The 24479-nt window shown below is 73.2% G+C and carries 26 protein-coding genes; 20 read left to right on the top strand and 6 right to left on the bottom strand.

Translation table 11 applies throughout. The annotated features are described in order from the left end of the window. Nucleotides 1-72: 72 nt before the first annotated feature. The 8 genes from AMK19_RS28640 to AMK19_RS28605 all read left to right on the top strand — a co-directional run bounded on the left by AMK19_RS28640 (nucleotide 73) and on the right by AMK19_RS28605 (nucleotide 8580). Nucleotides 73-1230, top strand: coding sequence for a quinone-dependent dihydroorotate dehydrogenase (locus tag AMK19_RS28640; RefSeq protein ID WP_073816811.1), 1158 nt, complete (start codon nucleotides 73-75; stop codon nucleotides 1228-1230). Next, a complete protein-coding gene (pyrF, locus tag AMK19_RS28635; protein ID WP_073816809.1) occupies nucleotides 1223-2062 on the top strand; it encodes an orotidine-5'-phosphate decarboxylase in 840 nt (279 codons plus the stop codon). The genes AMK19_RS28640 and pyrF overlap by 8 nt, the downstream gene beginning before the upstream one ends. Nucleotides 2063-2291: 229 nt before the next feature. Continuing rightward, entirely contained in the window at nucleotides 2292-2618 is a 327-nt protein-coding gene (gene mihF, locus AMK19_RS28630; RefSeq protein ID WP_030459182.1) for an integration host factor, actinobacterial type, read from the top strand. A 48-nt stretch (nucleotides 2619-2666) separates the two neighbouring features. After that, the gene (gene gmk, locus AMK19_RS28625) at nucleotides 2667-3224 is read left to right on the top strand and encodes a guanylate kinase (RefSeq protein WP_073816806.1); all 558 of its coding nucleotides are present in this window, start codon (nucleotides 2667-2669) and stop codon (nucleotides 3222-3224) included. Between the two features lie 72 nt (nucleotides 3225-3296). Beyond that, on the top strand, nucleotides 3297-3563 hold the full coding sequence (gene rpoZ / locus AMK19_RS28620; RefSeq protein ID WP_073816803.1) for a DNA-directed RNA polymerase subunit omega: 267 nt from the start codon (nucleotides 3297-3299) through the stop codon (nucleotides 3561-3563). A 172-nt stretch (nucleotides 3564-3735) separates the two neighbouring features. After that, nucleotides 3736-4950 carry a bifunctional phosphopantothenoylcysteine decarboxylase/phosphopantothenate--cysteine ligase CoaBC gene (gene coaBC / locus AMK19_RS28615; protein ID WP_073816799.1) on the top strand — a complete coding sequence of 405 codons (1215 nt, stop codon included), beginning with the start codon at nucleotides 3736-3738 and terminating at the stop codon, nucleotides 4948-4950. A gap of 247 nt (nucleotides 4951-5197) precedes the next feature. Next, nucleotides 5198-6409: a methionine adenosyltransferase gene (metK, locus tag AMK19_RS28610; protein ID WP_073816796.1), complete on the top strand. Its 1212-nt coding sequence runs from the start codon at nucleotides 5198-5200 to the stop codon at nucleotides 6407-6409. Nucleotides 6410-6504: 95 nt separating this feature from the next. Beyond that, on the top strand, nucleotides 6505-8580 hold the full coding sequence (locus AMK19_RS28605) for a primosomal protein N' (RefSeq protein ID WP_241844635.1): 2076 nt from the start codon (nucleotides 6505-6507) through the stop codon (nucleotides 8578-8580). A gap of 205 nt (nucleotides 8581-8785) precedes the next feature. On the opposite strand, the gene AMK19_RS28600 is transcribed toward AMK19_RS28605, so the two are convergent. Continuing rightward, nucleotides 8786-9256 carry a hypothetical protein gene (locus AMK19_RS28600; protein ID WP_073816791.1) on the bottom strand — a complete coding sequence of 157 codons (471 nt, stop codon included), beginning with the start codon at nucleotides 9254-9256 and terminating at the stop codon, nucleotides 8786-8788. Between the two features lie 207 nt (nucleotides 9257-9463). On the opposite strand from AMK19_RS28600, the gene def reads away from it, so the two are divergent. The 3 genes from def to AMK19_RS28585 all read left to right on the top strand — a co-directional run bounded on the left by def (nucleotide 9464) and on the right by AMK19_RS28585 (nucleotide 12692). After that, nucleotides 9464-10009, top strand: coding sequence for a peptide deformylase (def, locus tag AMK19_RS28595; RefSeq protein ID WP_073816789.1), 546 nt, complete (start codon nucleotides 9464-9466; stop codon nucleotides 10007-10009). 151 nt (nucleotides 10010-10160) lie between these two features. Further along, nucleotides 10161-11093, top strand: coding sequence for a methionyl-tRNA formyltransferase (gene fmt / locus AMK19_RS28590; protein ID WP_073816932.1), 933 nt, complete (start codon nucleotides 10161-10163; stop codon nucleotides 11091-11093). A gap of 165 nt (nucleotides 11094-11258) precedes the next feature. Then, a complete protein-coding gene (locus tag AMK19_RS28585) occupies nucleotides 11259-12692 on the top strand; it encodes an RsmB/NOP family class I SAM-dependent RNA methyltransferase (RefSeq protein ID WP_073816787.1) in 1434 nt (477 codons plus the stop codon). Nucleotides 12693-12903: 211 nt separating this feature from the next. Here AMK19_RS28585 and AMK19_RS28580 read toward each other — a convergent pair whose 3' ends face one another. Next, nucleotides 12904-13593: a TetR/AcrR family transcriptional regulator gene (locus AMK19_RS28580; RefSeq protein ID WP_073816784.1), complete on the bottom strand. Its 690-nt coding sequence runs from the start codon at nucleotides 13591-13593 to the stop codon at nucleotides 12904-12906. A 120-nt stretch (nucleotides 13594-13713) separates the two neighbouring features. On the opposite strand from AMK19_RS28580, the gene AMK19_RS28575 reads away from it, so the two are divergent. The 4 genes from AMK19_RS28575 to AMK19_RS28560 all read left to right on the top strand — a co-directional run bounded on the left by AMK19_RS28575 (nucleotide 13714) and on the right by AMK19_RS28560 (nucleotide 16962). Then, nucleotides 13714-14046: a trypco2 family protein gene (locus AMK19_RS28575; RefSeq protein WP_073816782.1), complete on the top strand. Its 333-nt coding sequence runs from the start codon at nucleotides 13714-13716 to the stop codon at nucleotides 14044-14046. 139 nt (nucleotides 14047-14185) lie between these two features. Then, nucleotides 14186-15142: an ATP-binding cassette domain-containing protein gene (locus AMK19_RS28570; RefSeq protein ID WP_073816779.1), complete on the top strand. Its 957-nt coding sequence runs from the start codon at nucleotides 14186-14188 to the stop codon at nucleotides 15140-15142. Then, the gene (locus AMK19_RS28565) at nucleotides 15139-15927 is read left to right on the top strand and encodes an ABC transporter permease (protein WP_083647455.1); all 789 of its coding nucleotides are present in this window, start codon (nucleotides 15139-15141) and stop codon (nucleotides 15925-15927) included. The genes AMK19_RS28570 and AMK19_RS28565 overlap by 4 nt, the downstream gene beginning before the upstream one ends. Nucleotides 15928-15990: 63 nt before the next feature. Beyond that, a complete protein-coding gene (locus AMK19_RS28560; RefSeq protein WP_073816772.1) occupies nucleotides 15991-16962 on the top strand; it encodes an aldo/keto reductase in 972 nt (323 codons plus the stop codon). Between the two features lie 57 nt (nucleotides 16963-17019). On the opposite strand, the gene AMK19_RS28555 is transcribed toward AMK19_RS28560, so the two are convergent. Both AMK19_RS28555 and AMK19_RS36215 read right to left on the bottom strand, forming a co-directional pair. Next, nucleotides 17020-17784: a leucine-rich repeat domain-containing protein gene (locus AMK19_RS28555; protein ID WP_073816769.1), complete on the bottom strand. Its 765-nt coding sequence runs from the start codon at nucleotides 17782-17784 to the stop codon at nucleotides 17020-17022. 29 nt (nucleotides 17785-17813) lie between these two features. Beyond that, nucleotides 17814-18368, bottom strand: coding sequence for a hypothetical protein (locus AMK19_RS36215; protein ID WP_073816765.1), 555 nt, complete (start codon nucleotides 18366-18368; stop codon nucleotides 17814-17816). A gap of 136 nt (nucleotides 18369-18504) precedes the next feature. Between AMK19_RS36215 and AMK19_RS28545 the strand changes: the two genes are divergently transcribed. Next, nucleotides 18505-19155: a C39 family peptidase gene (locus AMK19_RS28545; RefSeq protein WP_073816762.1), complete on the top strand. Its 651-nt coding sequence runs from the start codon at nucleotides 18505-18507 to the stop codon at nucleotides 19153-19155. Nucleotides 19156-19192: 37 nt separating this feature from the next. Here the strand turns inward: AMK19_RS28545 and AMK19_RS28540 are convergent, their stop codons facing one another. Together AMK19_RS28540 and AMK19_RS28535 are read right to left on the bottom strand one after the other, a co-directional pair. Beyond that, complete coding sequence (locus AMK19_RS28540) at nucleotides 19193-20047, bottom strand: SCO6745 family protein (RefSeq protein ID WP_073816759.1); 855 nt, start codon at nucleotides 20045-20047, stop codon at nucleotides 19193-19195. 116 nt (nucleotides 20048-20163) lie between these two features. Beyond that, complete coding sequence (locus AMK19_RS28535) at nucleotides 20164-21018, bottom strand: SCO6745 family protein (RefSeq protein ID WP_073816756.1); 855 nt, start codon at nucleotides 21016-21018, stop codon at nucleotides 20164-20166. Nucleotides 21019-21125: 107 nt separating this feature from the next. Here AMK19_RS28535 and AMK19_RS36210 point away from each other — a divergent pair, with 107 nt between their 5' ends. From AMK19_RS36210 to AMK19_RS28520, 4 genes are all read left to right on the top strand, one after another. Beyond that, nucleotides 21126-21263, top strand: a complete 138-nt coding sequence (locus AMK19_RS36210) for a hypothetical protein (RefSeq protein WP_158071960.1) — start codon at nucleotides 21126-21128, stop codon at nucleotides 21261-21263. A gap of 109 nt (nucleotides 21264-21372) precedes the next feature. Then, nucleotides 21373-22056, top strand: a complete 684-nt coding sequence (gene rpe / locus AMK19_RS28530; protein ID WP_073816754.1) for a ribulose-phosphate 3-epimerase — start codon at nucleotides 21373-21375, stop codon at nucleotides 22054-22056. Nucleotides 22057-22155: 99 nt separating this feature from the next. Beyond that, nucleotides 22156-23163, top strand: coding sequence for an alpha/beta hydrolase (locus AMK19_RS28525; protein WP_083647452.1), 1008 nt, complete (start codon nucleotides 22156-22158; stop codon nucleotides 23161-23163). 214 nt (nucleotides 23164-23377) lie between these two features. Beyond that, on the top strand, nucleotides 23378-24337 hold the full coding sequence (locus AMK19_RS28520; RefSeq protein ID WP_073816748.1) for a pirin family protein: 960 nt from the start codon (nucleotides 23378-23380) through the stop codon (nucleotides 24335-24337). The last annotated feature ends 142 nt before the right edge of the window (nucleotides 24338-24479 follow it).

Here is a 24479-nt window from a genome sequence, read left to right as displayed (position 1 = left end):
CCGTGGGGGGCACCGCACGTCGGGTGCCCCCCACGTCCATGCCCGAGCCCAGCCAGCCGTCGGAGGCGCCACGTGTACAAGCTGCTGTTCAACCTGCTGTTCAAGAAGATGGACCCGGAGAAGGCCCACCACCTGGCGTTCTTCTGGATCCGGCTGGCGAGCTCGGTGCCCGGCCTGCGCTCCCTGGTGCGCGCCGTCCTCGCGCCGCGCGACCCCAAGCTGCGCACCGCCGCGCTCGGCCTCGACCTGCCCGGCCCGTTCGGCCTCGGCGCGGGCTTCGACAAGAACGGCATCGGCATCGACGGCCTGTCGATGCTCGGCTTCGACTACGTCGAGATCGGCACCGTCACCGGCGAGGCCCAGCCCGGCAACCCCGCGCCGCGGCTGTTCCGGCTGGTCGAGGACCGGGCGCTGATCAACCGGATGGGCTTCAACAACCAGGGCGCCGACCGGGTCGCCGCCCGGCTCGCCGCCCGCCCGCACACCAGCAGCACCCCGGTGATCGGCGTCAACATCGGCAAGACCAAGGTCGTCCCCGAGGACGAGGCCACCGCGGACTACCTGAAGTCGGCCAAGGCGCTGGCGCCGTACGCCGACTACCTGGTCGTCAACGTCTCGTCGCCGAACACCCCCGGACTGCGCAACCTGCAGGCCGTGCAGATCCTCGGCCCGCTGCTGTGGGACGTCCGCAAAGCCGCCGACGAGGTGACGACGCACCACGTGCCGCTGCTGGTGAAGATCGCCCCCGACCTCGCCGACGAGGACATCGACGAGATCGCCGACATGGCGCTGCACCTCGGCCTGGACGGCATCATCGCCACCAACACCACCATCGGCCGGGAGGGCCTGAAGACCCCGGCCGCGCGGATCGAGGAGATCGGCATGGGCGGCCTGTCCGGCGCCCCGCTGAAGGCCCGTTCGCTGGAGGTGCTGGAGCGGCTCCGCAAGCGCACCGACGGCCGGCTCGCCATCGTCTCGGTCGGCGGCATCGAGAGCGCCGAGGACGCCTGGCAGCGCATCCTGGCCGGCGCCGACCTGGTCCAGGGCTACTCCGCGTTCATCTACGAAGGCCCGTTCTGGATGCGCAAGGTCCACAAGGGCCTGTCCGCGCGCCTGCGCGCCGCCGGCTACGCGTCGATCGGCGAGGCCGTCGGCAAGGGCATCCGCCAGGGCCTGTCCGGTTCGGCCGGCGACCACATTCTTGAGACGAGGAAAGACACCGATGACTGACACCACGCCGTTCGGCACCCGCCTGCGGACCGCCCTCGACACCCGCGGCCAGCTGTGCGTGGGCATCGACCCGCACGGCTCGCTGCTCACCGCCTGGGGCCTGAACGACGACCTGGCGGGCCTGGAGAGCTTCTCCCGCACGGTGGTCGAGGCGCTGGCCGACCGGGTCGCCGTGCTGAAGCCGCAGTCGGCGTTCTTCGAGCGCTTCGGCAGCCGCGGCATCGCGGTGCTGGAGCGCACCGTCGCGGAGGCCCGGGAGGCCGGCGCGCTGGTGCTGATGGACGCCAAGCGCGGCGACATCGGCTCCACCATGGCCGCCTACGCGGAGACCTTCCTCTCCCCGGACAGCCCGCTGTTCTCCGACGCGCTCACCGTCAGCCCGTACCTGGGCTTCGGCTCGCTGCAGCCGGCCGTCGACCTGGCGCACGCCAACGGCTGCGGCCTGTTCGCGCTGGCGCTGACCTCCAACCCCGAGGGCCACGAGGTGCAGCGCGCGATCGGCGCGGACGGCGAGAGCGTCGCGCAGGCCGTGCTGCGGCGGCTCGCGGCGGAGAACTCCGGTGCGGCGCCGCTGGGTTCGTTCGGCGCGGTGGTCGGCGCGACCCTCGCGGACGCGGGCGTGGACCTGGCGATCAACGGCCCGCTGCTGGCCCCCGGCGTGGGCGCACAGGGCGCCACCGCGCAGGACCTGCCGCGGGTCTTCGGCGACCAGGTGCGCAACGTGGTGCCCAGCGTGAGCCGTGACGTGCTGAAGCACGGACCGTCGGTGGCGGCGCTGCGACAGGCCGCGCAGGTGTTCGTCGATGATGTGAGGGCCGTCACAAACGCGTGAATCAAGAGCGGTCAACTCGGCTGATTTGCCCGGAAAAGTCCCGGGTCGGCCCCTGCTGACCTGGACTTTTCGTGTTCTTTTCCTGACGCGGCGGCCCAAGTTGGGTAGTGTCCGGCGGTAGGACGCCAGTTGGCGGTGGTTCCGGCCACCGTCGCAGGTCAGAGCCTGTGGCGTCCGGGCACAACCAAGTCATGGCTCATCCCTTCCATCCACACCTGAGGTGAACGGCGTGGCTCTTCCGCCCCTTACTCCCGAACAGCGCACCGCCGCGCTCGCCAAGGCCGCCGAGGCTCGCCGGAAGCGTGCCGACGTCAAGAACCGGCTGAAGCACTCGGGCGCCTCGCTGCACGACGTCATCAAGGCCGGCAAGTCCGACGACGAGGTCATCGGCAAGATGAAGGTCTCCGCGCTGCTGGAGTCCCTGCCGGGTGTCGGCAAGGTCCGCGCCAAGCAGATCATGGAGCGCCTGGGCATCTCCGAGAGCCGTCGTGTGCGGGGTCTCGGCACGAACCAGATCGCGTCCCTGGAGCGGGAGTTCGGCGGCGCCGCCTCCTGAACGGAGGCCGGTGTCGGAGAAACCTCCGCGATCCGGGATAATCGGTACATGAGTGAGCGTCCGCGGCTGACCGTGCTCTCCGGCCCCTCAGGGGTCGGCAAGAGCACGGTCGTCGCTCATATGAGGAAGCAGTTCCCCGAGGTCTGGCTGTCGGTGTCGGCGACGACCCGCCACCCGCGACCCGGTGAGCGCGACGGTGTGCAGTACCACTTCGTCGACAACGAGCAGTTCGACAAGCTGGTCGCCAATGGCGAACTGCTGGAGTGGGCGGTCTTCGCCGGCAACCGGTACGGGACCCCGCGCCAGGCGGTCGTCGACAAGCTCGACAAGGGCGAGCCGGTGCTGCTGGAGATCGACCTCCAGGGCGCCCGGCAGGTCAAGGAGTCGATGCCGGAGGCCCAACTGGTCTTCCTGGCCCCGCCGAGCTGGGACGAGCTGGTCCGCCGGCTCGCCGGCCGCGGCACCGAGTCGCAGGACGTCATCGACGAGCGGCTGGCAGCGGCCCGGATCGAGCTGGCTGCCGAGGCGGAGTTCGACACGACGCTTGTCAACACCTCCGTCGAGCAGGTAGCGGCCGAACTGCTAGCCTTGCTCGGTGTAGCCTGACCGGATCGACTGCACCCAGCCGATCCATACCGGATCCAACCGGTATCTGAAAACCACTTCGGAAGGTTTAGCGTGTCCTCTTCGATGACCGCGCCCGAGGGCATCATCAACCCGCCGATCGACGAGCTGCTTGAGGCCACCGACTCCAAGTACAGCCTGGTGATCTACGCGGCCAAGCGCGCCCGCCAGATCAACGCGTACTACTCCCAGCTCGGCGAGGGCCTGCTGGAGTACGTCGGCCCGCTGGTCGACACCCACGTGCACGAGAAGCCGCTGTCGATCTCGCTCCGCGAGATCAACGCCGGCCTGCTCACCGCGGAGCCGGTCGAGGGCGTCTGAGCCCCCGCATTCCGTTCGAAGGCCCGCCCGATGCCCTGCGCATCGGGCGGGCCTTCGGCGTATTCGGGTGGGTGCAGGAGGGTGCGGGCGTGTGCGCGGCGACACGTCGCAGGGGCGCGGCGGCGGGTCGTAAGGTGGGCGGGTTGACCCGTCGTTAGGAGAATCGACCGCCATGACCGCGCCCCGTGTCGTCCTCGGCGTCAGCGGCGGGATCGCCGCCTACAAGGCCTGCGAACTGCTGCGCCGGTTCACCGAGTCCGGGCACCAGGTGCAGGTGGTGCCGACCGCCGCCGCACTGCACTTCGTCGGCGAGGCGACCTGGGCGGCGCTCTCCGGGCGGCCCGCCGCCACCGAGACCTGGGAGCGGGTGCACGACGTCCCGCACGTGCGGATCGGACAGCAGGCGGACCTGGTGGTGGTCGCCCCCGCCACTGCGGACCTGCTCGCCAAGGCCGCGCACGGCCTGGCCGACGACCTGCTCACCAACACCCTGCTGACCGCCCGCTGCCCGGTGGTGTTCGCGCCCGCGATGCACACCGAGATGTGGGAACACCCCGCCACCCGGGAGAACGTGGCCACGCTGCGCCGGCGCGGCGCGATCGTCATCGAGCCCGCCGTGGGCCGGCTGACCGGCGTGGACACCGGCAAGGGCCGGCTGCCCGATCCCGGCGAGATCTTCGCCGCCTGCCGGCGGGTGCTGGCCCGCGGTTCGCTGGAGCAGGACCTGACGGGCCGTCATGTGCTGGTCTCGGCGGGCGGCACCCGGGAGCCGCTGGACCCGGTGCGCTTCCTCGGCAACCGCTCGTCCGGCAAGCAGGGTTACGCGCTGGCCGCGACCGCCGCCGCCCGCGGGGCCCGGGTCACCCTCGTCGCCGCGAACACCGCGCTGCCCGACCCGGCCGGCGTGGACGTGGTGCGGGTCGGCACCGCGCTGCAGCTGCGCGACGCCGTGCTGAAGGCCGCCGCCGAGGCCGACGCGGTGGTGATGGCCGCCGCCGTCGCCGACTTCCGTCCCGCCGAGTACGTCACCGGCAAGATCAAGAAGGTGGACGGGGTCGAGCCCGCGCCGATCGTGCTGGTCCGCAACCCCGACGTGCTGGCCGAGATCTCCGCCGACCGGGCCCGCCCCGGGCAGCTGGTGGTCGGCTTCGCCGCCGAGACCGACGACGTGCTCGCCAACGGCCGCGCCAAGCTCGCCCGCAAGGGCTGCGACCTGCTGGTGGTCAACGAGGTGGGCGACGGCAAGGCGTTCGGCCAGGACACCAACAGTGCGGTGCTGCTCGGCGCCGACGGCTCCGAGGTCCACATCGCGGACGGTCCGAAGGAGATGCTGGCCGACGCGATCTGGGACCAGGTCGCCGCCCGATTCGCCGACCCGGCCGCCTGATTCGCCGGTTCGGTCCCACAACACCCCGGGTCGTCCCACGAGTTGGGACGGGCTAGGAGTGTTCCAGGAGCGTTTCCGCCGGTTTCGTCCGGGTGTGATCCGTATCCCGGACATGTTCGAGGTCCACAGAGAGTGTCCGTGATCGGTAGCCGACCGTTACACTCCACATCAGGAATCAAGTCTTTCCGGATGCCTCGGGACTTCCGAGTGCATTCAGTCAGCAGCCGCTGCAACCCCAGGGAGCGCTGTGTCTCGCCGCCTGTTCACCTCGGAGTCCGTCACCGAGGGCCACCCCGACAAGATCGCTGACCAGATCAGCGACACCATTCTGGACGCCCTCCTCAAGGACGACCCGACCTCGCGCGTCGCCGTGGAGACCCTGATCACCACCGGCTTGGTGCACATCGCCGGTGAGGTCACCACCAAGACGTACGCGCCGATCGCCCAGCTCGTTCGCGAGAAGATCCTGGAGATCGGCTACGACTCGTCGAAGAAGGGCTTCGACGGGGCCTCCTGCGGCGTTTCGGTCTCCATCGGCGCGCAGTCCCCGGACATCGCGCAGGGCGTCGACACCGCCCACGAGCACCGCGTCGAGGGTGACATCGAGGACGAGCTGGACCGGCAGGGCGCCGGCGACCAGGGCCTGATGTTCGGCTACGCCTGCGACGACACCCCCGAGCTGATGCCGCTGCCGATCACCCTGGCGCACCGCCTCTCGCGCCGGCTGACCGAGGTCCGCAAGAACGGGACCATCCCGTACCTGCGTCCCGACGGCAAGACCCAGGTCACCATCGAGTACGACGGCGACCGCGCCGTCCGCCTCGACACCGTCGTGGTCTCCTCGCAGCACGCCTCGGACATCGACCTGGAGTCGCTGCTCACCCCCGACATCCGCGAGTTCGTCGTCGAGCCGGAGCTCAAGGCGCTCGCCGACCAGGGCATCAAGCTCAACACCGAGGGCTACCGCCTGCTGGTCAACCCGACCGGACGCTTCGAGATCGGCGGCCCGATGGGCGACGCCGGCCTCACCGGCCGCAAGATCATCATCGACACCTACGGCGGCATGGCCCGCCACGGTGGCGGCGCGTTCTCCGGCAAGGACCCGTCCAAGGTCGACCGCTCCGCCGCGTACGCGATGCGCTGGGTGGCCAAGAACATCGTCGCGGCCGGCCTGGCCAGCCGCGCCGAGGTGCAGGTCGCGTACGCGATCGGCAAGGCCGAGCCGGTGGGTCTGTTCGTGGAGACCTTCGGCACCGAGTCGGTGCCGGTGCTGAAGATCCAGGAAGCCGTCAGCAAGGTCTTCGACCTGCGGCCGGCCGCGATCATCCGCGACCTGGACCTGCTGCGCCCGATCTACGCACAGACCGCCGCGTACGGCCACTTCGGCCGTGAGCTGCCGGACTTCACCTGGGAGCGTACGGACCGGGTGGACGCGCTGAAGGCCGCTGTCGCCGGCTGACCGGACTCCCGGCTTCTCCGAAGCCGCCCGTCGAGGGGAATCCCCTCGACGGGCGGCTTCGTCGTTGTGTCGGTGGCCTCGGATAGATTTGGGGCGTGAGCAGCACGGACGGGGCCGGGGAGCAGTTGGCGTTCATCCGGGAGACGGTGCGCCGGGCGAAGCCGAGGGCCGCGCGCGGGGTCGTCCTGGCGGAGCGGAAGCCGGTGGCCCGGGTGCTGGTCGACAAGGGCGTGCTGAGCCTCGACCAGTACTTCGACTACGCGGTGCCCGAGGCGATGTCCGAGGACGCCCGGCCCGGCGTCCGGGTGCGGGTGCGGTTCGGGGGGCGGGTCGGAGCACACGGGCGGCGTGAGGGCGGCGCGTTGCACGACGGATTCATCGTCGAGCGGCGGGACGACTCCGACTACGCGGGCCCGCTGGCGCCGCTGGCGCGGGTGCTGTCGCCCGAGCAGGTGCTGACGCCGAAGCTGCTGCGGCTGTGCCGGGCGGTGGCCGACCGCTACGCGGGGACCCTGGCGGACGTGCTGCAGCTGGCGGTCCCGCCGCGGCACGCCGGGGCGGAGGGCGAGCCGTCGCCGCAGCCGCTGCCGCAGCCCGGGGCACCGGCGGCGGGGAGCTGGGAGCGGTACGCGCACGGGGCGGACTTCCTGGCCTCGCTGGCGGGCGGACACGCGCCGCGTGCCGTGTGGACGGCGCTGCCCGGGCCGGAGTGGCCGTTCGAGATCGCGCGGGCGGTGGCGGCGACGCTGTCCTCCGGGCGCGGTGCGCTGGTGGTGCTGCCGGACGGGCGGTCGGTCGCGCGGGTCGACGCGGCGCTGCGGAGCGTGCTCGGCGAGGGCCGGCATGCGGTGCTGGCCGCGGAGGCCGGGCCGCAGGAGCGGTACCGGCGGTGGCTGTCCGTGAGCCGGGGGTCGGTGCACGCCGCGATCGGGACGCGGGCGGCGGTGTTCGCGCCCGTCCGCGAGCTGGGCCTGGTGGTGGTGTGGTCGGACGGCGACAGCAGTCACAGCGATCCCAACGCGCCGTATCCGCACGTCCGGGAGGTGGCGTCGCTGCGGGCCGCGGAGGAGGGCGCGGCGATGCTGCTGGGCGGGGTCTCGATGACGGTCGAGGCCGCGCAGCTGGTGCGCAGCGGGTGGGCGCGGCCGTTGGCGGCACCGCGTGAGGTCGTTCGGGGCGTGGCTCCGCGGGTGCGGACCGTCACCGAGCACGATCAGGCGCGGGATGCGGCGGCGCAGGCGGCGCGGCTGCCCTCGGTGGCGTGGGAGACGGCGCGTGAGGCGCTTTCGCGCGGGCCGGTGCTGATTCAGGTCCCGCGGCGGGGTTACGCGCCCCGGCTGGCGTGCGGGCGCTGCCGGGAGCCGGTGCGGTGCCGGGCGTGCGGCGGCCCGTTGGAGTCCCCGGCCGCGGACGCCGCGCTGGTGTGCACGTGGTGCGGGACGGAGGAACGCGACTGGCACTGCCTGGAGTGCGGGTCGTTCCGGCTCCGGGCACAGGTGGTGGGCGTGCGGCGGACGGCGGAGGAGCTCGGGAAGGCGTTCCCGCGGGTGCCGGTGCGGACGTCCGGGCGCGATGCGGTGCTGGCGACGGTGCCTTCCTCGCCCGCCCTGGTGATCTCGACGCCGGGCGCGGAGCCGGTGGCGGAGGGGCCGGGTTATGCGGCGGCGCTGCTGCTGGACGGGTGGGCGCTGCTGAACCGGCCCGACCTGCGGGCCGGGGAGGAGACGGTGCGGCGGTGGCTGACCGCGGCCTCGCTGGTCCGTCCGGCCGGGGAGGGCGGGACGGTGGTGGTGGTCGCGGAGCCGGCGGCGCGGCCGGTGCAGGCGCTGGTGCGATGGGATCCCGCCGGGCACGCCGGGATGGAACTCGACGAGCGGGAGGAGCTGCGCTTCCCGCCGGTGTCGCGGATGGCCGCGGTGACGGGGCCCGCGCAGGCGGTCGAGGACCTGCTGGGGCTGCTGCGGCTGCCGGAGGGGGCGGACGTGCTGGGGCCGGTGCCGGTGTACGGGGGGCCGAAGGGGGAGACGACCGCCGAGCGGGCGCTGGTGCGGGTGGCTCCCGGGCAGGGGGCGGCGTTGGCTTCGGCGCTCAAGGCGGCGCAGATTGCTCGGTTGGCGTTGCGGGGGGCGGAGACTGTGCGGATTCGGGTGGACCCGACGGATATTGGGTGAGACCTGCTGCGCGAAGGCGGACGGGCGCGAGAACAGGGGCGCGGGGAACTGCGCGACAAGCGCCGACGGGTCCGTGAGGTCGCGTTCACGTGCAGGTCACTGTCCTGCGTCGCGATCTTGCGGTCGGATGCGTTCCCCTTCGCGCAGTTCCCCGCGCCCCTGGTGGTGCTCTTCCTGGTTGTGCGCTTCCTGGTTGTGCGCTTCGTTACCTGGTGCGTTGGGGCATCAGGGGGCTGGCTTGGCGGGCCTGGGGGATGGGGGGACGGGGGGTGGGGGGCGCCGGAGGCGCCGTCTCGGTTTCGCGGGGGGTGGGGAGGAGTTCGGTGGTGGGGCGGCGGACGCCGTAGCGGCGGTGGACGGCCTGCTTGGTGACGCCGAGGGCGGAGCCGACGGAGTCCCAGGAGAAGCCGAGGGCGCGGTCGAACTCGACGGCGGCGGCGACCAGGGTCTCGACGCTTTCGCGCAGTTCCTGGGCGAGGCGGACGGTGGGGGCGGGGGCGCGGCCGTAGACGACGAAGCCGGCGGAGGTGCTGGGGCGGCGGGGGCGGTAGACGTTGCCCAACTGGGCGGTGAGCGTGCGGAGGGCGTCGACCTGGCGTCGGACCCGTTCGATGTCTCGTACCAGCAGGTGCAGGGACGCCCTGGCCCGGGCGTCGTGGTTGATCTGCTCGGCCATGGCCTCGTTGCCACCTCTCGGATCGGGTCGCGTGCTCGGGGCGCTCGCGCGTCCCGGTCAATTCGCATTGACCAACGCACGTCGGGTCGTTGGGTCACGCCCGGAGTGCGAGTCGGGATTTGTCGGCGGCCGCTCCGAACGGGTGGCCGGGATTGCATAGACTTCCCGGTAGGTCGTTGTTTCCACCCGCAAGAGGGAGTCGCAGTCTTGGCAGTTCAGCCGATCCGGATCTTCGGTGACCCGGTGCTGCGGTCCACCGCGAAGCCCGTGGTCACCTTCGACAAGGAGCTGCGGAGGCTGGTGAAGGACCTCACGGACACCATGCTGGAGGCGCCCGGAGCGGGCCTCGCGGCACCTCAACTGGGCGTCTCGTTGCGGGTGTTCACGTACAACGTGGACGGTGTGGTGGGTCATCTGATCAACCCGGACCTGTCGTTGACGGAGGAGGAGCAGGACGGCCCCGAGGGCTGCCTGTCGCTGCCGGGGCTGCGGTTCGACACCAAGCGGGCGTTCGGCGTGGTGGCGAAGGGCTTCAACATGCACGGGGATCCGGTGACGGTGGAGGGCACCGAGCTGTTGGCGCGGTGCATCCAGCACGAGACGGACCACCTGGACGGGATCATCTTCATCGACCGGTTGGACCGGGAGACCCGGAAGGCGGCGATGAAGGCGATCCGGGAGGCGGACTGGGACGGGGCTCCGGCGCCGACGGTGAAGATCTCTCCGCATTCCACGTTCGGTGTCATTCGCTGATGAGCTCGGTGGCGAACCGTTCTTCCGTGCGCCGTGTTTCGGCGGGATTGTCGGAGGGGCCGATGAACCGACGATCATTCTCTGGCAATCCGATGTTCTGACCAGCGTGACTTCCTGCTGATCAGTTGGACTTCAAGAAAGGCCCATGCCCGTGCGTCTCGTCTTCGCCGGTACCCCCGAGGTCGCCGTTCCCGCCCTGGACGCCCTGCTGGCCTCCCGGCACGAGGTGGTCGCCGTGGTGACCCGCCCCGACGCGCCGTCCGGGCGGGGGCGCAAGCTGGTGGCCAGCCCCGTCGCGCAGCGCGCCGAGGAGGCGGGCATCGAGGTGCTGAAGCCGGCCCGTCCGAGCGAGCCGGAGTTCATGGCCCGGCTGGCCGAGCTCGCCCCCGACTGCTGCCCGGTGGTGGCGTACGGCGCGCTGATCCGGCCCGGTGCGCTGGAGATTCCGGTGCACGGCTGGGTGAACCTGCACTTCTCGCTGCTGCCCGCGTGGCGCGGCGCGGCCCCCGTCCAGCACTCGATCATGGCGGGCGACGAGGTGACCGGCGCGTCCACCTTCCGCATCCAGGAGGGCCTGGACGACGGCCCGGTGTTCGGCGTCCTCACCGAGACGGTGAAGCCCACCGACACCAGTGGCGACCTGCTGGGCCGGCTCGCGGTCGCGGGCGCGGAGCTGCTGGTGCGCACCATGGACGCGATCGAGGACGGGACCGCCCGGCCCGAGCCGCAGCCGGTGGACGGGGTGTCGTTGGCGCCGAAGATCACCGTCGAGGACGCCCGGATCGAGTGGACCCACCCCGCGCTGCGGGTCGACCGGGTGGTGCGCGGCTGCGCGCCCGCGCCCGGGGCGTGGACCACGTTCCGCGGCGAGCGGCTCAAGGTGACCGGCCCGGTGCGCCTGCTGACGGGTGAAGTCGCGCTCGCCCCGGGCGAGTTGGCGGTGAGCAAGAACAGCGTGCGGGTGGGCACCGGGAGCCACGAGGTGGAGCTCGGGGAGGTCCGGCCGCAGGGCAAGAAGGCGATGCCGGCGGCGGACTGGGCGCGGGGCGCGCGGATCGAGTCCGGGGAGCGCTTCGAGGGCTGACGGGGTTCGGGGGCGTCCGATGTCTGGCGGGCGGCGTCTGGCGGGCGGTGGGCAGTGGGCGGCGGATGACGGGTTCGGGTGGGTCTCGTCCTAGACTTCGGGGTGAGACCCGGCCGCCGTCGTCGGGTCGGACCTGATCCGCAGCACTTTGTTTCGAGGCACTCGTTGAGCACCCCCGCCGGCGCCAAGCGCGCCCCCCGTCCGCACCGTCGTCCCAAGAAGGACCCGGCCCGGATCGTCGCGTTCCGTGCGCTGCGCGCCGTCGACGAGCGTGACGCGTACGCCAACCTGATCCTGCCGTCGCTGCTGCGCGAGGCCGAGCGCAAGGGCATGGAGCGCCGCGACGCCGCGCTCGCCACCGAGCTGGTCTACGGCACCCTGCGCGGCCAGGGGACGTACGACGCGATCATCGCGGCGTGCGTGGACCGGCCGCTGCGCGAGGTCGACCCGCCGGTGCTGGACGTCCTCTCGCTCGGCGCGCACCAGCTGCTCGGCACCCGCATCCCCAGCCACGCGGCGGTCTCCGCGACCGTCGAACTGGCCCGCGTGGTGCTCGGCGACGGCCGGGCGAAGTTCGTCAACGCGGTGCTGCGCAAGATCAGCGCCCAGGACCTGGACGGCTGGGTCGCGCAGGTCGCGCCGCCGTACGAGGACGACGCCGAGGACCACCTCGCCGTCGTGCACTCGCACCCGCGCTGGGTGGTCTCCTCGCTGTGGGACGCGCTCGGCCGCTGGCAGCCGGAGGACGCGGGGCGTGCCGCGATGGAACGGCTGCTGGCCGCCGACAACGCCCGCCCCGAGGTGACGCTGGTCGCCCGCCCCGGCCGCTCGGACGTCGCCGAACTGCGCGAGGCGCTGCCGGAGGCCGAGGACGGCCGCTGGTCGCCGTTCGCGCTGCGGCTCGCCGAGGGCGGCGACCCCGCCGGGCTGGACGCGGTCCGCGAGAACCGGGCCGGCGTCCAGGACGAGGGCAGCCAACTGGTCGCGCTGGCCCTCGCCAACGCGCCCGTGGACGGCCCCGACCGGCTCTGGCTGGACGGCTGCGCCGGCCCCGGCGGCAAGGCCGCGCTGCTCGGCGCGCTCGCCGCGGAGCGGGACGCGGCGCTGGTCGCCTCCGAGAAGCAGCCGCACCGCGCCCGGCTGGTGGCCCGCACGCTGAACGGCAACCCCGGGCCGTACGCGGTCATCACGGCGGACGGCACGCAGGGCGCCTGGCAGCAGGGCGCGTTCGACCGGGTGCTGGTCGACGTGCCGTGCTCGGGCCTGGGCGCGCTGCGACGCCGGCCGGAGGCGCGGTGGCGTCGCCGTCCGGAGGACATCGCCGGATTCGGGCCGCTGCAGCGGGAGTTGCTGCGTTCGGCGCTGGACGCGGCGCGGGTCGGTGGCGTGGTCGGCTACGCGACGTGCTCGCCGCACCTGGCGGAGACCCGGGCCGTGGTCGACGACGTGCTGCGCGGCCGCGAGGACGTGGAGTGGATCGACGCCCGCCCGCTGCTGCCGGGCGTTCCGGAGCTCGGCGAGGGGCCCGACGTCCAGCTGTGGCCGCACCTGCACGGGACGGACGCGATGTACCTGGCGCTGCTGCGGCGTACGGCCTGACGGCGCTGGGCGCGAAACCAGGGGCGCGTGGGGAAACCTCCCGGCCCGCCAGGGCCGGGGGAGAACTGCGCGGGCAGGGAGTGAACGCCAGCCAGGTCGCGATCACGTGCAGGTCATTGTCGTGCGTCGCGATCTTGCGGTTGAGCGCCTTCCGCTTCGCGCAGTTCCCCGCGCCCCTGGTCTGCGTCCGTCTGCTCGCGTCGGCGTTCCGTCAGGCCTCTACGAGGGCCGTGAGCAGGCGTTGCAGGCCGCGTTCGAAGGTGGTGTCCGGGGCGGGTGGGGCGGCGCTCTGGGCGAGGGCGGTGGCCAGGTGGGGGTACTGGCCGGTGGCGGTGACGGACTGGAGGTAGCGGACCAGGTCGGTGAGCCAGCGGTGGCCGGTGGCGGTGGAGCGTTGCTGCCAGTCGGTGAACTGGCAGACGTAGCCGGTCAGTTGGGCGAAGGCTTCCATTTTCGCGGGGCCGTCGAGGGGGGTCTCGGCGAGGGCTGCGAGGTGGTACTCGGTCACCCTCAGGCCGTTGGGGCCGAGGCCGGGGCGGTGGGTGATCAGGGTGGTGGCCCAGGTGTGGCGGGTGAGGACGGCCCGCAACTGGTGGGCGAGCAGGGTGAGATCGGCCCGCCAGTCGCCGCTGGGCTGCTCGGGGAGGTCGTACTCGCCGGCCAGCAGGTCGAGCATCAGGTCGAAGAGGTGTTCCTTCTTCGGCACGTAGTTGTACAACGACATGGTGCCGGCCCCGAGTTCGGCCGCGACCTTGCGCATCGACACCGCGTCCAGGCCCTCGCGGTCGGCGATGTCCACTGCCGCGCGGGCGATCGACACCCGGGTGTGGGCCGGTCGGGGGCCGCGGCCGGAGTGCTCCGGGCGCAGCCAGATCAGCTCGGATTCCTCGCCGGACGACATCGTGGGATCACCTCGGCGGTCAGTCTACGCAGGTGGCGGGCGGGTCGGGCGGCGGATCGGAGCGGTGGCCTACGGTGGTGCACGCCGAGACGGCAGAACGTCGGAAACAAGGGGCTGGGTATGGACATTCCGCTGGTGGATGCGGTGGCGGCGGTGCGGGACGAGCTGCTGGCGGCGGCCCGGGCCGGGGGCGGGCACCCGGATCTGGTGTTCGCGGTGGGGCCGGTGGAGATGGAGTTCGAGGTCGAGCTGCGGGCCGACACCAGGGCGAAGGGCGGTTTCAAGATCTTCGCGGTCGGTGCGGAGGTCGAGGCGGGCGCGTCCCGGGGCCGCACCCACCGGGTCTCCTTCACGCTCACCCCACGTGCTGCGAACGGCGGCGACCTGCTGGTGCACGGCGACCCGGCGCGTTCGTCGGGCCCGGGGGACACCTCGGACCGCATCCCGGACTGACGCCCCGTCGAGGCAGTGGGGGATCCGTCGCGTGCGGCGGATCCCCCTTCGCATGCCCGGAGCCCTTTTCTCCGTACGGTGTACCCAGTAGTCTCGTGCGCAGTGCTACTACGTACGCTGTACTCAGAAAGGGCCTGCCATGAGCGACCCGGTCATTGCCGTTCGCGGCCTGGGCAAGACGTTCGGCGCCACGCGCGCGCTGGACGGGCTCGAACTCGACGTTCCGGAAGGGACGGTGTGCGGTCTGCTCGGCCCGAACGGGGCGGGGAAGACCACGTTGGTGCGGATCCTGGCGACGCTGGTGCGGCCGGATCGGGGAGAGGCCCGGGTGTGCGGGCACGAGGTGCGGGGGGAGGCGGCGGCGGTGCGGCGGGTCATCGGGCTGGCCGGGCAGTACGCGGCGGTCGAGGAGGGGATCACCGGCCGCGAGAACCTCGAACTGCTGGGCAGGCTGCACCACGTGGGGGCGGCGAGGGCGCGGGCGCGGGCGGCGGAGCTGCTCGGGGAGTTCGGGTTGGAGGAGGCCGCGGATCGGCTGGTGCGCGGCTACTCGGGCGGGATGCGGCGTCGGTTGGACCTGGCGGCGAGCCTGATCACCCGGCCGCGGGTGCTGTTCCTGGACGAGCCGACCACCGGGCTCGACCCGCGCAGCCGGCGGGAGATCTGGTCGGCGGTACGGGAGTTGGCCGCACAGGGCTCCACCGTGCTGCTGACCACCCAGTACCTGGACGAGGCCGACCGGCTGGCCGATCGGATCACCCTGGTGGACCGGGGCCGGGCCGTCGCCGACGACACCCCGCAGCGGCTGAAGGCGGCGATCGGCACGCGGGTGGAGATCACCCTGCCCGAGGGCGCCGACCTGGACCGGGCCGGCGCCGTGCTGGCCGTGCTCACCGGCGGGGCGCCGGCCGTCGACGCCGGGCAGGGGCGGGTCGGTGCGGTGTCCGATCCGGCCCGGGAGTTGAATCTTCCGCGCCTGGTAAGGGAGTTGGACGCCGCCGGGATGGTCGCGCTGGATGTGGCGCTGCGCACTCCCTCGCTGGACGACGTGTTCCTGGCGCTGACCGCCGGGGTGAAGGAGGAGCTGGCGGCATGAGCCCACTGATGACGATGCCGGTGGACGCGGCTGCCTCGGCCCGGCGGATTCTGCTGGTCTACCGGCACTCGCCCGGGCTGCTGCTCTCCTCGCTGCTGGTGCCGGTCGCCATGGTCGGGGTGTTCGGGTACGTGTTCGGCAGCGCGATGGACGTGCCGGGCGGCGGCTACCGGGAGTTCCTGATGCCGGGGCTGTTCGCGATGGTCGCGCTGAACGCGGTGATGCCCGCCATGGTCGGCGGCGCGCGGGACGCCGGGCGGGGCGTCACCGATCGGCTGCGGTCGATGTCGGTGTCGCGGCTGGGCCTGCTCACCGGGCAGACGGCGGCGGACCTGCTGGTGGCGGCCGTGGTGCTGGTGCCGACCGGGCTGGTCGGGCTGGCGGCGGGGTGGCGGATCCGGCACGGGCTGGGGTCGGCGCTCGGGGCGTTCGGGCTGCTGCTGCTGTTCCGGTTCGCCTGCGGCTGGCTGGGCACCGCGCTCGGGCTGGCCGTCGGCAAGGAGGAGACGGCCGGTCAACTCGCGGTCCTCACCATCCCGTTCTCGATGCTCACCAGCGCGTTCGTGCCCACCGGCGGGATGCCCGGCTGGCTGGCCGCGATCGCCGACTGGAACCCGGTCAGCGCCGTGGTGGAGGCCTGCCGGCAGCTGTTCGGCAACCCGTCCGCGCCCGGCGACGCCTGGCCCGTCCAGCACCCGGTGGCCGCCACGTTCGGCTGGTGCGCGCTGCTGCTGGCCGTCGCCGTGCCGCTCGCCGTGCGGAACTTCGCCCGCTCCGGGCGCTGACGCGGCGTCAATCCGGTGCAACGGGTGCTGGACAACCGGGCCGGTGCGGCAGAGGGTTGGGGCATGGAGTACACCCACCTCGGCCGTACCGGCCTGTCCGTCTCGCCGCTGTGCCTGGGCACCATGAACTTCGGCGTGCACACCGAAGAGGCCGACGCGCACCGGATCATGGACGCCGCGCACGGGCACGGCATCAACTTCTTCGACACCGCCAACGTCTACGGCTGGGGCGAGAACAAGGGCCTCACCGAGACGATCATCGGCAACTGGTTCGCCAAAGGCGGCGGCCGGCGCGAGAAGACGGTGATCGCCACCAAGCTCTACGGCGACATGGGCGACTGGCCCAACGAAGGCCGGCTCTCCGCGCTCAACATCCGCCGCGCCGTGGACGCCAGCCTGCGCCGCCTGCAGACCGACCACATCGACCTCTACCAGATGCACCACATCGACCGGGCCACGCCGTGGGACGAGATCTGGCAGGCGATGGAGGTGCTCACCCTCCAAGGCAAGATCATCTACGTCGGCTCGTCCAACTTCGCCGGCTGGCACCTCGCACAGGCCCAGGAGACCGCCCGGGCCCGCCACTTCCTCGGCCTGACCAGCGAGCAGTCGCTCTACAACCTGATCGAACGCACCGTCGAGCTGGAGGTCGTCCCCGCCGCCCAGCACTACGGCCTCGGCCTGATCGCCTGGTCGCCGCTGCACGGCGGACTGCTGGGCGGCGTGCTGCGCAAGGAACGCGAAGGAGTCCGCCGCACCCAGGGTCGGGCCGTCGACACCCTCAACGAACGGCGCGAGCAGATCCAGGCCTACGAGGACCTGTGCGACGAGCTCGGCCACCAGCCCGGCGACGTCGCCCTCGCCTGGCTGCGCACCCGGCCCGCCGTCACCGCGCCGATCGTCGGACCGCGCACCGAGGAGCAACTGAACGCCGCCGTGCGGTCGTTGGACGTCGAGCTGGACGCCAAGACGCTGGCGCGGCTGGACGAGATCTTCCCCGGCCACCGCACCGCGCCGGAGCACTACGCCTGGTGACGCCGGAGGCCCCGCTCCGTCAGGGCGGTTTCCGGGGGGGCGTGGGCCCAGGGGGGCTCAGTACCAGACGGTGCAGCCGCGGCGCTCCAGTGTCTCCACCAGTCGCCGGTCCGGTGCGGGCGTCCAGCGCAGGTCGAGCTTCTCCAGGGCGGGGAGCTCGGCCAGCCAGTCCGGCAGCGGGCCCAACGGGTTCGCGCGCAGGTCGAGTTCGCGCAGCAGCGGGAGGGCGGCGAGGGTGCGGGGGAGGGCCGTCAGGGCGTTGTCGCGCAGCTCCAGGCGGCGCAGCTCGCGCAGGGCGGCGAGTGAATCGGGCAGCGCGGTGAGGGAGTTGCCTTCGAGGAGGAGTTCGCGGAGCCGGGAGAGCCCGCCGATCGTCTCCGGGAGACGCGTCAATTGGCAGCGCTGCGCCCGGAGTTCCTGGAGGTCGGTCAACTCGCCGATGGTGTCCGGGAGTTCGGTGATCGGGTTGTCGCCGACGTTCAGGTAGCGCAGGCGGTGGAGGCGGCCGAGGGCGGCCGGCAGGCGGGTCAGCCGGTTGTCGTGCAGGTAGAGGAACCCGCTCAGGCAGGTGAGGTCGCCGAGCCGGTCGGGGGCGGCGGTGAGCGCGTTGTGGCCCAGGTCGAGGGTGCGCAGTGCGGTGAAGTCGCCGATGGCGTCCGGGATTTCGGTCAGTTCGTTGTCGGCGAGGATCAGCACCTCGGCGTCGGTGTGCTGCCACACGTGGTCCGGGACGGCGGTGAGGCCGGCCTTCCACAGGCTGACGACGCCCCCGGTACCCTGCCGGGTCGGCGCCGGGGGAGAGGCCTGCGGTGCGTCGTTCACGGCGTGCTCCGTTCGCTGGGGAGCGACGATCATTGCACGGGCTCGGGGTCGGTCGCGGGGTCCTGGTTCGGGCTCCGGGTGAGCAGGTAGGCGGTGCCGGTGTCCGGGTCGCCGACGAAGGTGAACAGTTCGAGCCGCTGCTGCTGGCCGCGCTTGACGTAGAAGCGCCAGCGGTAGGTCGTGGGGGCCGCGTTGGCCGACGGGTCGGGGGTGACGCCGGGGCGGGTGTCGGCGCCGGGCCGAGTTTCGGCGCCGGGGCGGGCGTCGCTGCCGGTGCGGGTGGTGAGGTCGACGACGAGCTGCTGGCCGGCCTCCCGGTCGACGAGTTCCCAGCGGCCGGTGCCGGAGAGCCGCCAGCCGCGCTCGTAGTCCCACTCCTTGCCGTCCAGGCGCTCGATCAGCGCGCTGCCGTCCTGCCGGAGCGTCAGGTGGGCCTGCTGCTCGCCGTCCCAGCTGCCGACGGCCTCGGCGGCGGTGGCGTCGTGCAGCCCGGTGCCTTCGTAGTACTGCGTGACGCCGGCGCACGCGGTCAGCGGCAGGGCGGCGGCCGCGAGGACTGCCGTCCGGGCGTGGTGGCGGCGCATGGTTCGTTCCCCTCCGAGTGGTGACGGGCCCACCCTGTCAGAGAGGTTGAACGCGTTCAAGTCTGCCGAGGAGGGGGCATCGCCGCAGGTGGGAGGGGGGTCCGCGGTGTCGCGGGCGAGGGTGCGCGGGATCGGGATGAAAGTACGTCAGGATGACCGGGTGAAGCCGATCAGCCATGCGGTGCCCTACTACTCCCAGTGGGAGTCGCCCGAACTCGTGCCCGACATCCTGGACGGAACCCTGCGGGCCGCCGACGACCCGCTGTGGGAACGGTCGGGCGCGGCGGACGAGTCCGAGTACGAGTACTGGTCCTGGCGGCTGTGCGGAATGGCCTGCCTGCGGATGGCCCTCGACCACTGGTGGGGCATCGCCCCGGCGCAGGTCCGGCTGGCCGAGGAGTGCGAGCTGGCGGGCGCGTACATCCGGCACCCCGACGGGCGGCTCGACGGGCTGATCCACTCCCCGTTCGCGTCCTACGTGCGGGCCCGCTGGGGCCTGGACGCGCAGGCGGTCAGCCCGCTGCCCGTCGACCGGCTGCCGGAGGAACTCGCCCGGGGCGTACTGCCGATGATCTCCGTCCACCCCGCGATCCGGACCCTCGCGCCCGAGGTGCCGCGCCCCGGCGGCCACCTGGTGCTGGCCGTCGGCGCGGACGACGACGCGCTGTACATCCACAACCCGTCCGGCTTCCCCGACGGCTCCCAGCGCGCCGCCCGCGTCCCCTGGGGCGACCTCGAACGGTTCTACGCCGGCCGCGGCGTGCTGCTCGGCCCGCCGCCGTACTGACGGCGGCGGGCGCTCGGGGCTGTTTCCGGGAGGGGCGTCAGGAGGCGTTCGGGAGGCCGATCGGGGTGGTCGGGGGCAGGTCGGCGCGACAGGCCGTGGAGATCGGGCGGAGCGCGTCGGCGAGTTCGTCGAGCTCGGTGCGGTGGAAGTGCGTCCAGACCCGGGACGCGGCCAGGTCGGTGGCGGCCTCCAGGGCGAGGTGGCGGCGGCGGCCCTCGGGGGTCAACGTGCCGTCCGGGGCCAGCCATTGACGTTCGACGAGGCGGGCGGTGGCCTCGTCCCACTCGGTGTCCGTCCAGCCCCGGTGCGGCTGCAGGGACTCCCGGCGGGTGTCCAGCGCGCAGCGCACCACCAGCGCCTCGCAGCCGTCCAGCCCCTCGGCGACCAGCGCCGCCACGTGCCCGTCGCCGCGGTGCTCGCGCAGCACCGTGGTGGCCTGCCACAGGCGGGCGAGGCGCTCGTTCTGGCGGGGGAGGGCGGCGTTGGCGGCGGCCAGCACCCGGCCCGCGCAGTCCAGGCCCTCGACGGCGCGCTCCAGCAGCTCGACCGAACGGTCGATCAGATCCGGCTTCACGTCCGCCAGCACCCGCCCGAGCGTGCCCGTCGCGCCCTCCACCCGGGCCTGCAGGGCCTGTTCGGGCGTGGCCCGGTCCCACAGTTCCGGCAGTGCCCGTTCCACCATCTGCGGCGCGAAGTTGAAGAACGCGGCGACCACCGGCGCCGCGTCGACCGCCCCCAGCGGGGCCGAGCGTCCGCCGAAGTAGCCGCGCCAGTAGCCGCGCAGGCCCGCCGCCTCGTACGCGGCGCGGGCCTCGGGGGAGAAGTAGGTGAGCGCGTGGACGGGTTCGAAAAGCCACCACAGGGCACGTGCGGGGTGGACGACCTGGGTCATCGGACGCCTTTCGGTGAGGGTCGAGCTGCGGGTCCCACTGCTCGGTGAGCCTGCCAGAGCGGGTCGGCGGCGGGAAGGGAAGATGTTTCGGGCACGTGAACAGTTGGGCGGACCGGTCACCGCTCCACGGGAGGCATGGCCAGCGGGTTGATCGGCATGCGCTCCCGGCAGATCGCCGCGATCGGCCTCAAGTCGGCTTCCAGGCGAGCGAGTTCGGCGTCCGACAGGGCCTCCCACGGGCGGCCCGCGGCCCGGTCGGTGGCGGCCTCGATCGCCCCGTGCCGGGTGCGGCCGAGGTCGGTGACCGCCCCCTGCGCCGTCAGCCAGCCCCGCTCGACCAGCCGTGCGGCGGCGGCGTCCCACTCCCGGTCGCTCCAGCCGCGCATCGGCTGGAGCACGGCGCGGTCGGCGTGCACCGCGCAGTGCAGCACCGGCGCCTCGCAGCCGTCCAGCCCCGCCGCGACCAGCGCCGCCACGTGGCCGTCGCCGCGGTGCTCGCGCAGCAGGTTCGCGGCCTGCCACAGCCGCCCGTGGCGGTCCGCGGCCTGCGGGAGCGCGGCGTTGGCGGCCGCCAACACCCGGCCGGCGCAGTCCAGTCGGGCCGCCACCGCCTCCAGCGCGATCGCCGCGGCCTCGACCCGCTCGGGCTCGACCGGCTCCAGCAGCCGGGCCAGCGCCCCCGCCGCGCCCGCCTCGCGGGCCGCCAGCACCTGCGCGGGGCTCGCGTGCGTCCACGCCTGCGGCAGCGCCTGCTCCACCATCTGCGGCGCGAAGCTGAAGAACGCGGCGACCACCGGAGGCGCGTCCACCGCGCCCAACGGGGCCGAGCGGGCGGCGAAGTACCCGCGCCAGCCGTTGTCCAGCCCGGCCGCCTCGAAGGCCGTCCGGCTCTCGGGCTGGAGGAAGGCGACGGCGTACACCGGTTCGAAGAGCAGCCACAGGGCGCGGGCCGGGTGGACGGGAGCGGACATCGGGGACCTCCACGGGGGGACGGCCGCAGCGGGTGGGGCGGCCGGGTGGGTGGGGACGGTGCGGTGGGCAGGGGTGGCGTGGTGCGGCGGGCAGGGTGGTGTGATGGGTGGAGACGGTGTTCTGGCCGGAGGCGGTGTGGTGCGTGGGGACGGTGTGGTGCGTGGGGACGGTGCGGTGGGTGCCGGTGGCCGTCCAGGTGCTGATGGCCACCGCGGCGGCCCCGGTAACCCCGGTTGCGGTGTGATGACGATCACCCGGGGGCCCGGCGTGCGAGGGACGGCGGCGCGGCACGGGATGATGTGACCAGTGCCCGGACCCGCGGCGCTCCACCCCTCGCACGAAGGCAGTCGGTCATGGCGCAGATCAACCCCAGCATCCTGTCCGCGGACTTCGCCCGCCTCGCCGAGGAGGCCGAGGCGGTGCGCGGCGCGGACTGGCTGCACGTCGACGTGATGGACAACCACTTCGTCCCCAACCTCACTCTCGGCGTCCCGATCGTCGAGTCCCTCGCCCGGGCCACCAGCACCCCGCTCGACTGCCACCTGATGATCGAACAGCCCGACCGCTGGGCCCCGCAGTACGTGGAGGCCGGCGCCGGCTCCGTCACCTTCCACGTGGAGGCCGCCGCCGCGCCCGTCCGCCTCGCCCGCGAGATCCGCGCCAAGGGCGCCCGAGCCTCGATGGCGCTCAAGCCCGCCACCCCGATCGAGCCCTACGAGGACCTGCTCCCCGAGCTCGACATGCTGCTCATCATGACGGTCGAGCCCGGCTTCGGCGGGCAGGCCTTCCTCGACATCATGCTGCCCAAGATCCGCCGCACCCGGCAGCTGATCGACAAGCACGGCCTCGACCTGTGGCTCCAGGTCGACGGCGGCGTCGCCCCGTCCACCATCGAGGCCTGCGCGGAGGCCGGCGCGGACGTCTTCGTCGCCGGCTCGGCCGTCTACAACGCGGACGACCCGGCGGAGGCGGTGCGCGCGTTGCGTGCGCAGGCGGACGCGGCGACGGCGGCGGCCGGGTGGGGCTGCCGGCACTGACCGGCACTGACCGCTCCGGGGGGAGTGAAACCGGGGCGCCCGTGGCGGGCGTCCCGTGCTGCGCCGGGCGTTTCGCCGGGCGTCGCGTTGGGTGCCGAGATGGGTGCCGTGATGGACGTCGCGTCGGGCGTCGCGTTGTCGGTGGAGCTGGACCAGGGGCGGGCAAGGGTGCGGGCGGGAACGGAAGTTGACGGCACGGTGGACGGCACCGGGGCGGCGGCGGTCGACGTCGGGGGGACGGCCGTGCCGAGCCTCGGGCGGCGGCGGTTGCTCGGGGCGCTGGCCGTCACGGTGCTCGGCGCGGGCGGGGTCGGCGGGGCGGTGGTCGAGGACGTGTTGCCCGGCGGCGCCCGCCTGCGCCGTGCGCTCGGCATGACCGGACGGGACGGCACGGTGCCGGAGTTCGCGCCCGGGAAGGTGCGGATCGAGACCGAGCACTCCCGGGCCCGCAGCCGCGACCTGCAGATCGTCGTCATGGACCCACCCGGTGCCGACCGGGCCGAACTGCCGGTCTGCCTGGCCCTGCACGGCCGCGGCAGCGGCGCGACCTCGTTCGTCGACCTCGGCCTGCCGCAGTTCCTGGCGGCCGCGGTAGCCGACGGCGTCCCGCCGTTCCGGGTGGTTGCCGTCGACGGCGGCGACGGCTACTGGCACGCCCGCAGCCCCGCCGACGACCCGATGGCGATGCTCACCGACGAACTGCCCGGCTGGCTCGCCGCCCGCCGACTTCCCGAACCCAGCCGTGTCCTGGGCATCTCGATGGGCGGCTCCGGCGCGCTCCAGTACGCCCGCGCGCACCGGGGACGGCTCTCCGCGCTCGCGCTGCTCAGCCCCGCGCTGTTCCGCAGCTGGGGCGACGCCCGCACCGTCGACGCCTACGTCGACCAGGCCGACTGGCGCGCGCACGAACCCCTGCAACACCTCGGCGAGATCGGCGAGTTCGAACGGTTCGGCGTCTGGTGCGGCACCGAGGACCCGTTCTGCCCCGCCGCCCGCAGACTCACCGGCACCCGCGGCGTCCAGGTTCACTTCCCGCGCGGCGAGCACACCGGCGGCTTCTGGCGGCGCGTCATGCCGGACGCGGTGGCGCTGCTCGGGGCGCGCTGACCGGTCACGGCTGTGGCCGGCCTTGACGCCGAATTCGAGGTGGGGGGCTGGTCGAAAGCGGTGGGGCGGAGGAAGAAGCCCCGCTGCTCCGCGGGCTCGGCGGGCACCGGCTCCCGGGCCCGGTGCTCGGTCTTCGGCGCGCGGTGTCGTCGCGTCGTCGTGTCGGGCCGTCGCTGACCGGGGGAGCGGGGGGTGGCGGCCGATACTGGCCGCCATGAGCAACCTCGATCTCAGGCCCGCCCCCGCGGTGTGCGGGCAGCAAGCCACGACCGGACCCGTCAAGGACCTGCTGACCGGCCGTCAAGTGCCGCTCGGGGAGTCCACGGTGGTGCGACGGCTGCTGCCGAACCTCGGGCGGCGGATGGTCGGCGCCTGGTGCTTCGTCGACCACTACGGGCCCGACGACATCGCCGACGAACCCGGCATGCAGGTCCCGCCGCACCCGCACATGGGCCTGCAGACCGTCAGTTGGCTGCACGAGGGCAGCATCCTGCACCGCGACAGCCTCGGCAGCCTGCAGACCGTCCGCCCCCGCGAACTCGGCCTGATGACCTCCGGGCGGGCCATCTCGCACTCCGAGGAGTCGCCGCGCGACCACGCCCCCCTGCTGCACGGCGCCCAACTCTGGGTCGCGCTGCCCGACACCCACCGGCACACCGCACCCGCCTTCGAACACCACCCCGAACTGCCCGTCGTCACCGCGAACGGCCTCGACGCCCACCTCATCCTCGGCACCCTCGACGGCGCGACCTCCCCCGGCACCACCTACACGCCCCTCACCGGCGCCGACCTCACCCTCCGCGAGGGCGCCGCCCACCGCCTCCCCGTCGAGGAGTCCTTCGAGTACGCCGCCCTCGCCATGTCCGGCAGCACCGAGATCGACGGCGTCCCCCTCGAACCCGGCTCGATCCTCTACCTCGGCTGCGGCCGCCGCGACCTCCCCCTCCGCGCCCGCACCGACGCCACCGTCCTCCTCCTCGGCGGCACCCCCTTCGACGAACGCCTCGTCATGTGGTGGAACCTCATCGGCCGCACCGGCGAGGAGATCACCCAGGCCCGCACCGACTGGGAACAGGGCACCCGCTTCGGCGAGGTGCACGGCTACGACGGGGCCCGGCTACGGGCCCCGGAACTGCCCGACATCCCGTTGAAGGCGCGGGGGAGGGTGCGCTGAGGCCGTCGGAATCAGCGACGTCTCAACAGGTTTCGAGCAGGGATGCGAGATGCCGCCGAGCTCGACCGGACCGGCGCTGCGGGAGCTTTTCTTCGCGCGTCGTCGCTGTCCCCTCAGATCCTCCGGCCACGGCGTCGTTCGT

Source organism: Kitasatospora sp. CB01950, from assembly GCF_001905465.1.
Lineage (GTDB): Bacteria > Actinomycetota > Actinomycetes > Streptomycetales > Streptomycetaceae > Kitasatospora.
Note: the sequence above shows the minus strand (reverse complement) of the source record. Positions and strands in the feature narration are given on the sequence as shown.

Excerpts from the sequence above, each read along its gene's own strand:
- pyrF (WP_073816809.1), top strand. The coding sequence starts at position 1,223 with ATGACTGACACCACGCCGTTCGGCACCCGCCTGCGGACCGCCCTCGAC.
- gmk (WP_073816806.1), top strand. The coding sequence starts at position 2,667 with ATGAGTGAGCGTCCGCGGCTGACCGTGCTCTCCGGCCCCTCAGGGGTC.
- coaBC (WP_073816799.1), top strand. The coding sequence starts at position 3,736 with ATGACCGCGCCCCGTGTCGTCCTCGGCGTCAGCGGCGGGATCGCCGCC.
- AMK19_RS28600 (WP_073816791.1), bottom strand. The coding sequence starts at position 9,256 with ATGGCCGAGCAGATCAACCACGACGCCCGGGCCAGGGCGTCCCTGCAC.
- AMK19_RS28580 (WP_073816784.1), bottom strand. The coding sequence starts at position 13,593 with ATGTCGTCCGGCGAGGAATCCGAGCTGATCTGGCTGCGCCCGGAGCAC.
- AMK19_RS28575 (WP_073816782.1), top strand. The coding sequence starts at position 13,714 with ATGGACATTCCGCTGGTGGATGCGGTGGCGGCGGTGCGGGACGAGCTG.
- AMK19_RS28570 (WP_073816779.1), top strand. The coding sequence starts at position 14,186 with ATGAGCGACCCGGTCATTGCCGTTCGCGGCCTGGGCAAGACGTTCGGC.
- AMK19_RS28565 (WP_083647455.1), top strand. The coding sequence starts at position 15,139 with ATGAGCCCACTGATGACGATGCCGGTGGACGCGGCTGCCTCGGCCCGG.
- AMK19_RS28560 (WP_073816772.1), top strand. The coding sequence starts at position 15,991 with ATGGAGTACACCCACCTCGGCCGTACCGGCCTGTCCGTCTCGCCGCTG.
- AMK19_RS36215 (WP_073816765.1), bottom strand. The coding sequence starts at position 18,368 with ATGCGCCGCCACCACGCCCGGACGGCAGTCCTCGCGGCCGCCGCCCTG.
- AMK19_RS28545 (WP_073816762.1), top strand. The coding sequence starts at position 18,505 with ATGAAAGTACGTCAGGATGACCGGGTGAAGCCGATCAGCCATGCGGTG.
- AMK19_RS28540 (WP_073816759.1), bottom strand. The coding sequence starts at position 20,047 with ATGACCCAGGTCGTCCACCCCGCACGTGCCCTGTGGTGGCTTTTCGAA.
- AMK19_RS28535 (WP_073816756.1), bottom strand. The coding sequence starts at position 21,018 with ATGTCCGCTCCCGTCCACCCGGCCCGCGCCCTGTGGCTGCTCTTCGAA.
- rpe (WP_073816754.1), top strand. The coding sequence starts at position 21,373 with ATGGCGCAGATCAACCCCAGCATCCTGTCCGCGGACTTCGCCCGCCTC.
- AMK19_RS28525 (WP_083647452.1), top strand. The coding sequence starts at position 22,156 with ATGGGTGCCGTGATGGACGTCGCGTCGGGCGTCGCGTTGTCGGTGGAG.
- AMK19_RS28520 (WP_073816748.1), top strand. The coding sequence starts at position 23,378 with ATGAGCAACCTCGATCTCAGGCCCGCCCCCGCGGTGTGCGGGCAGCAA.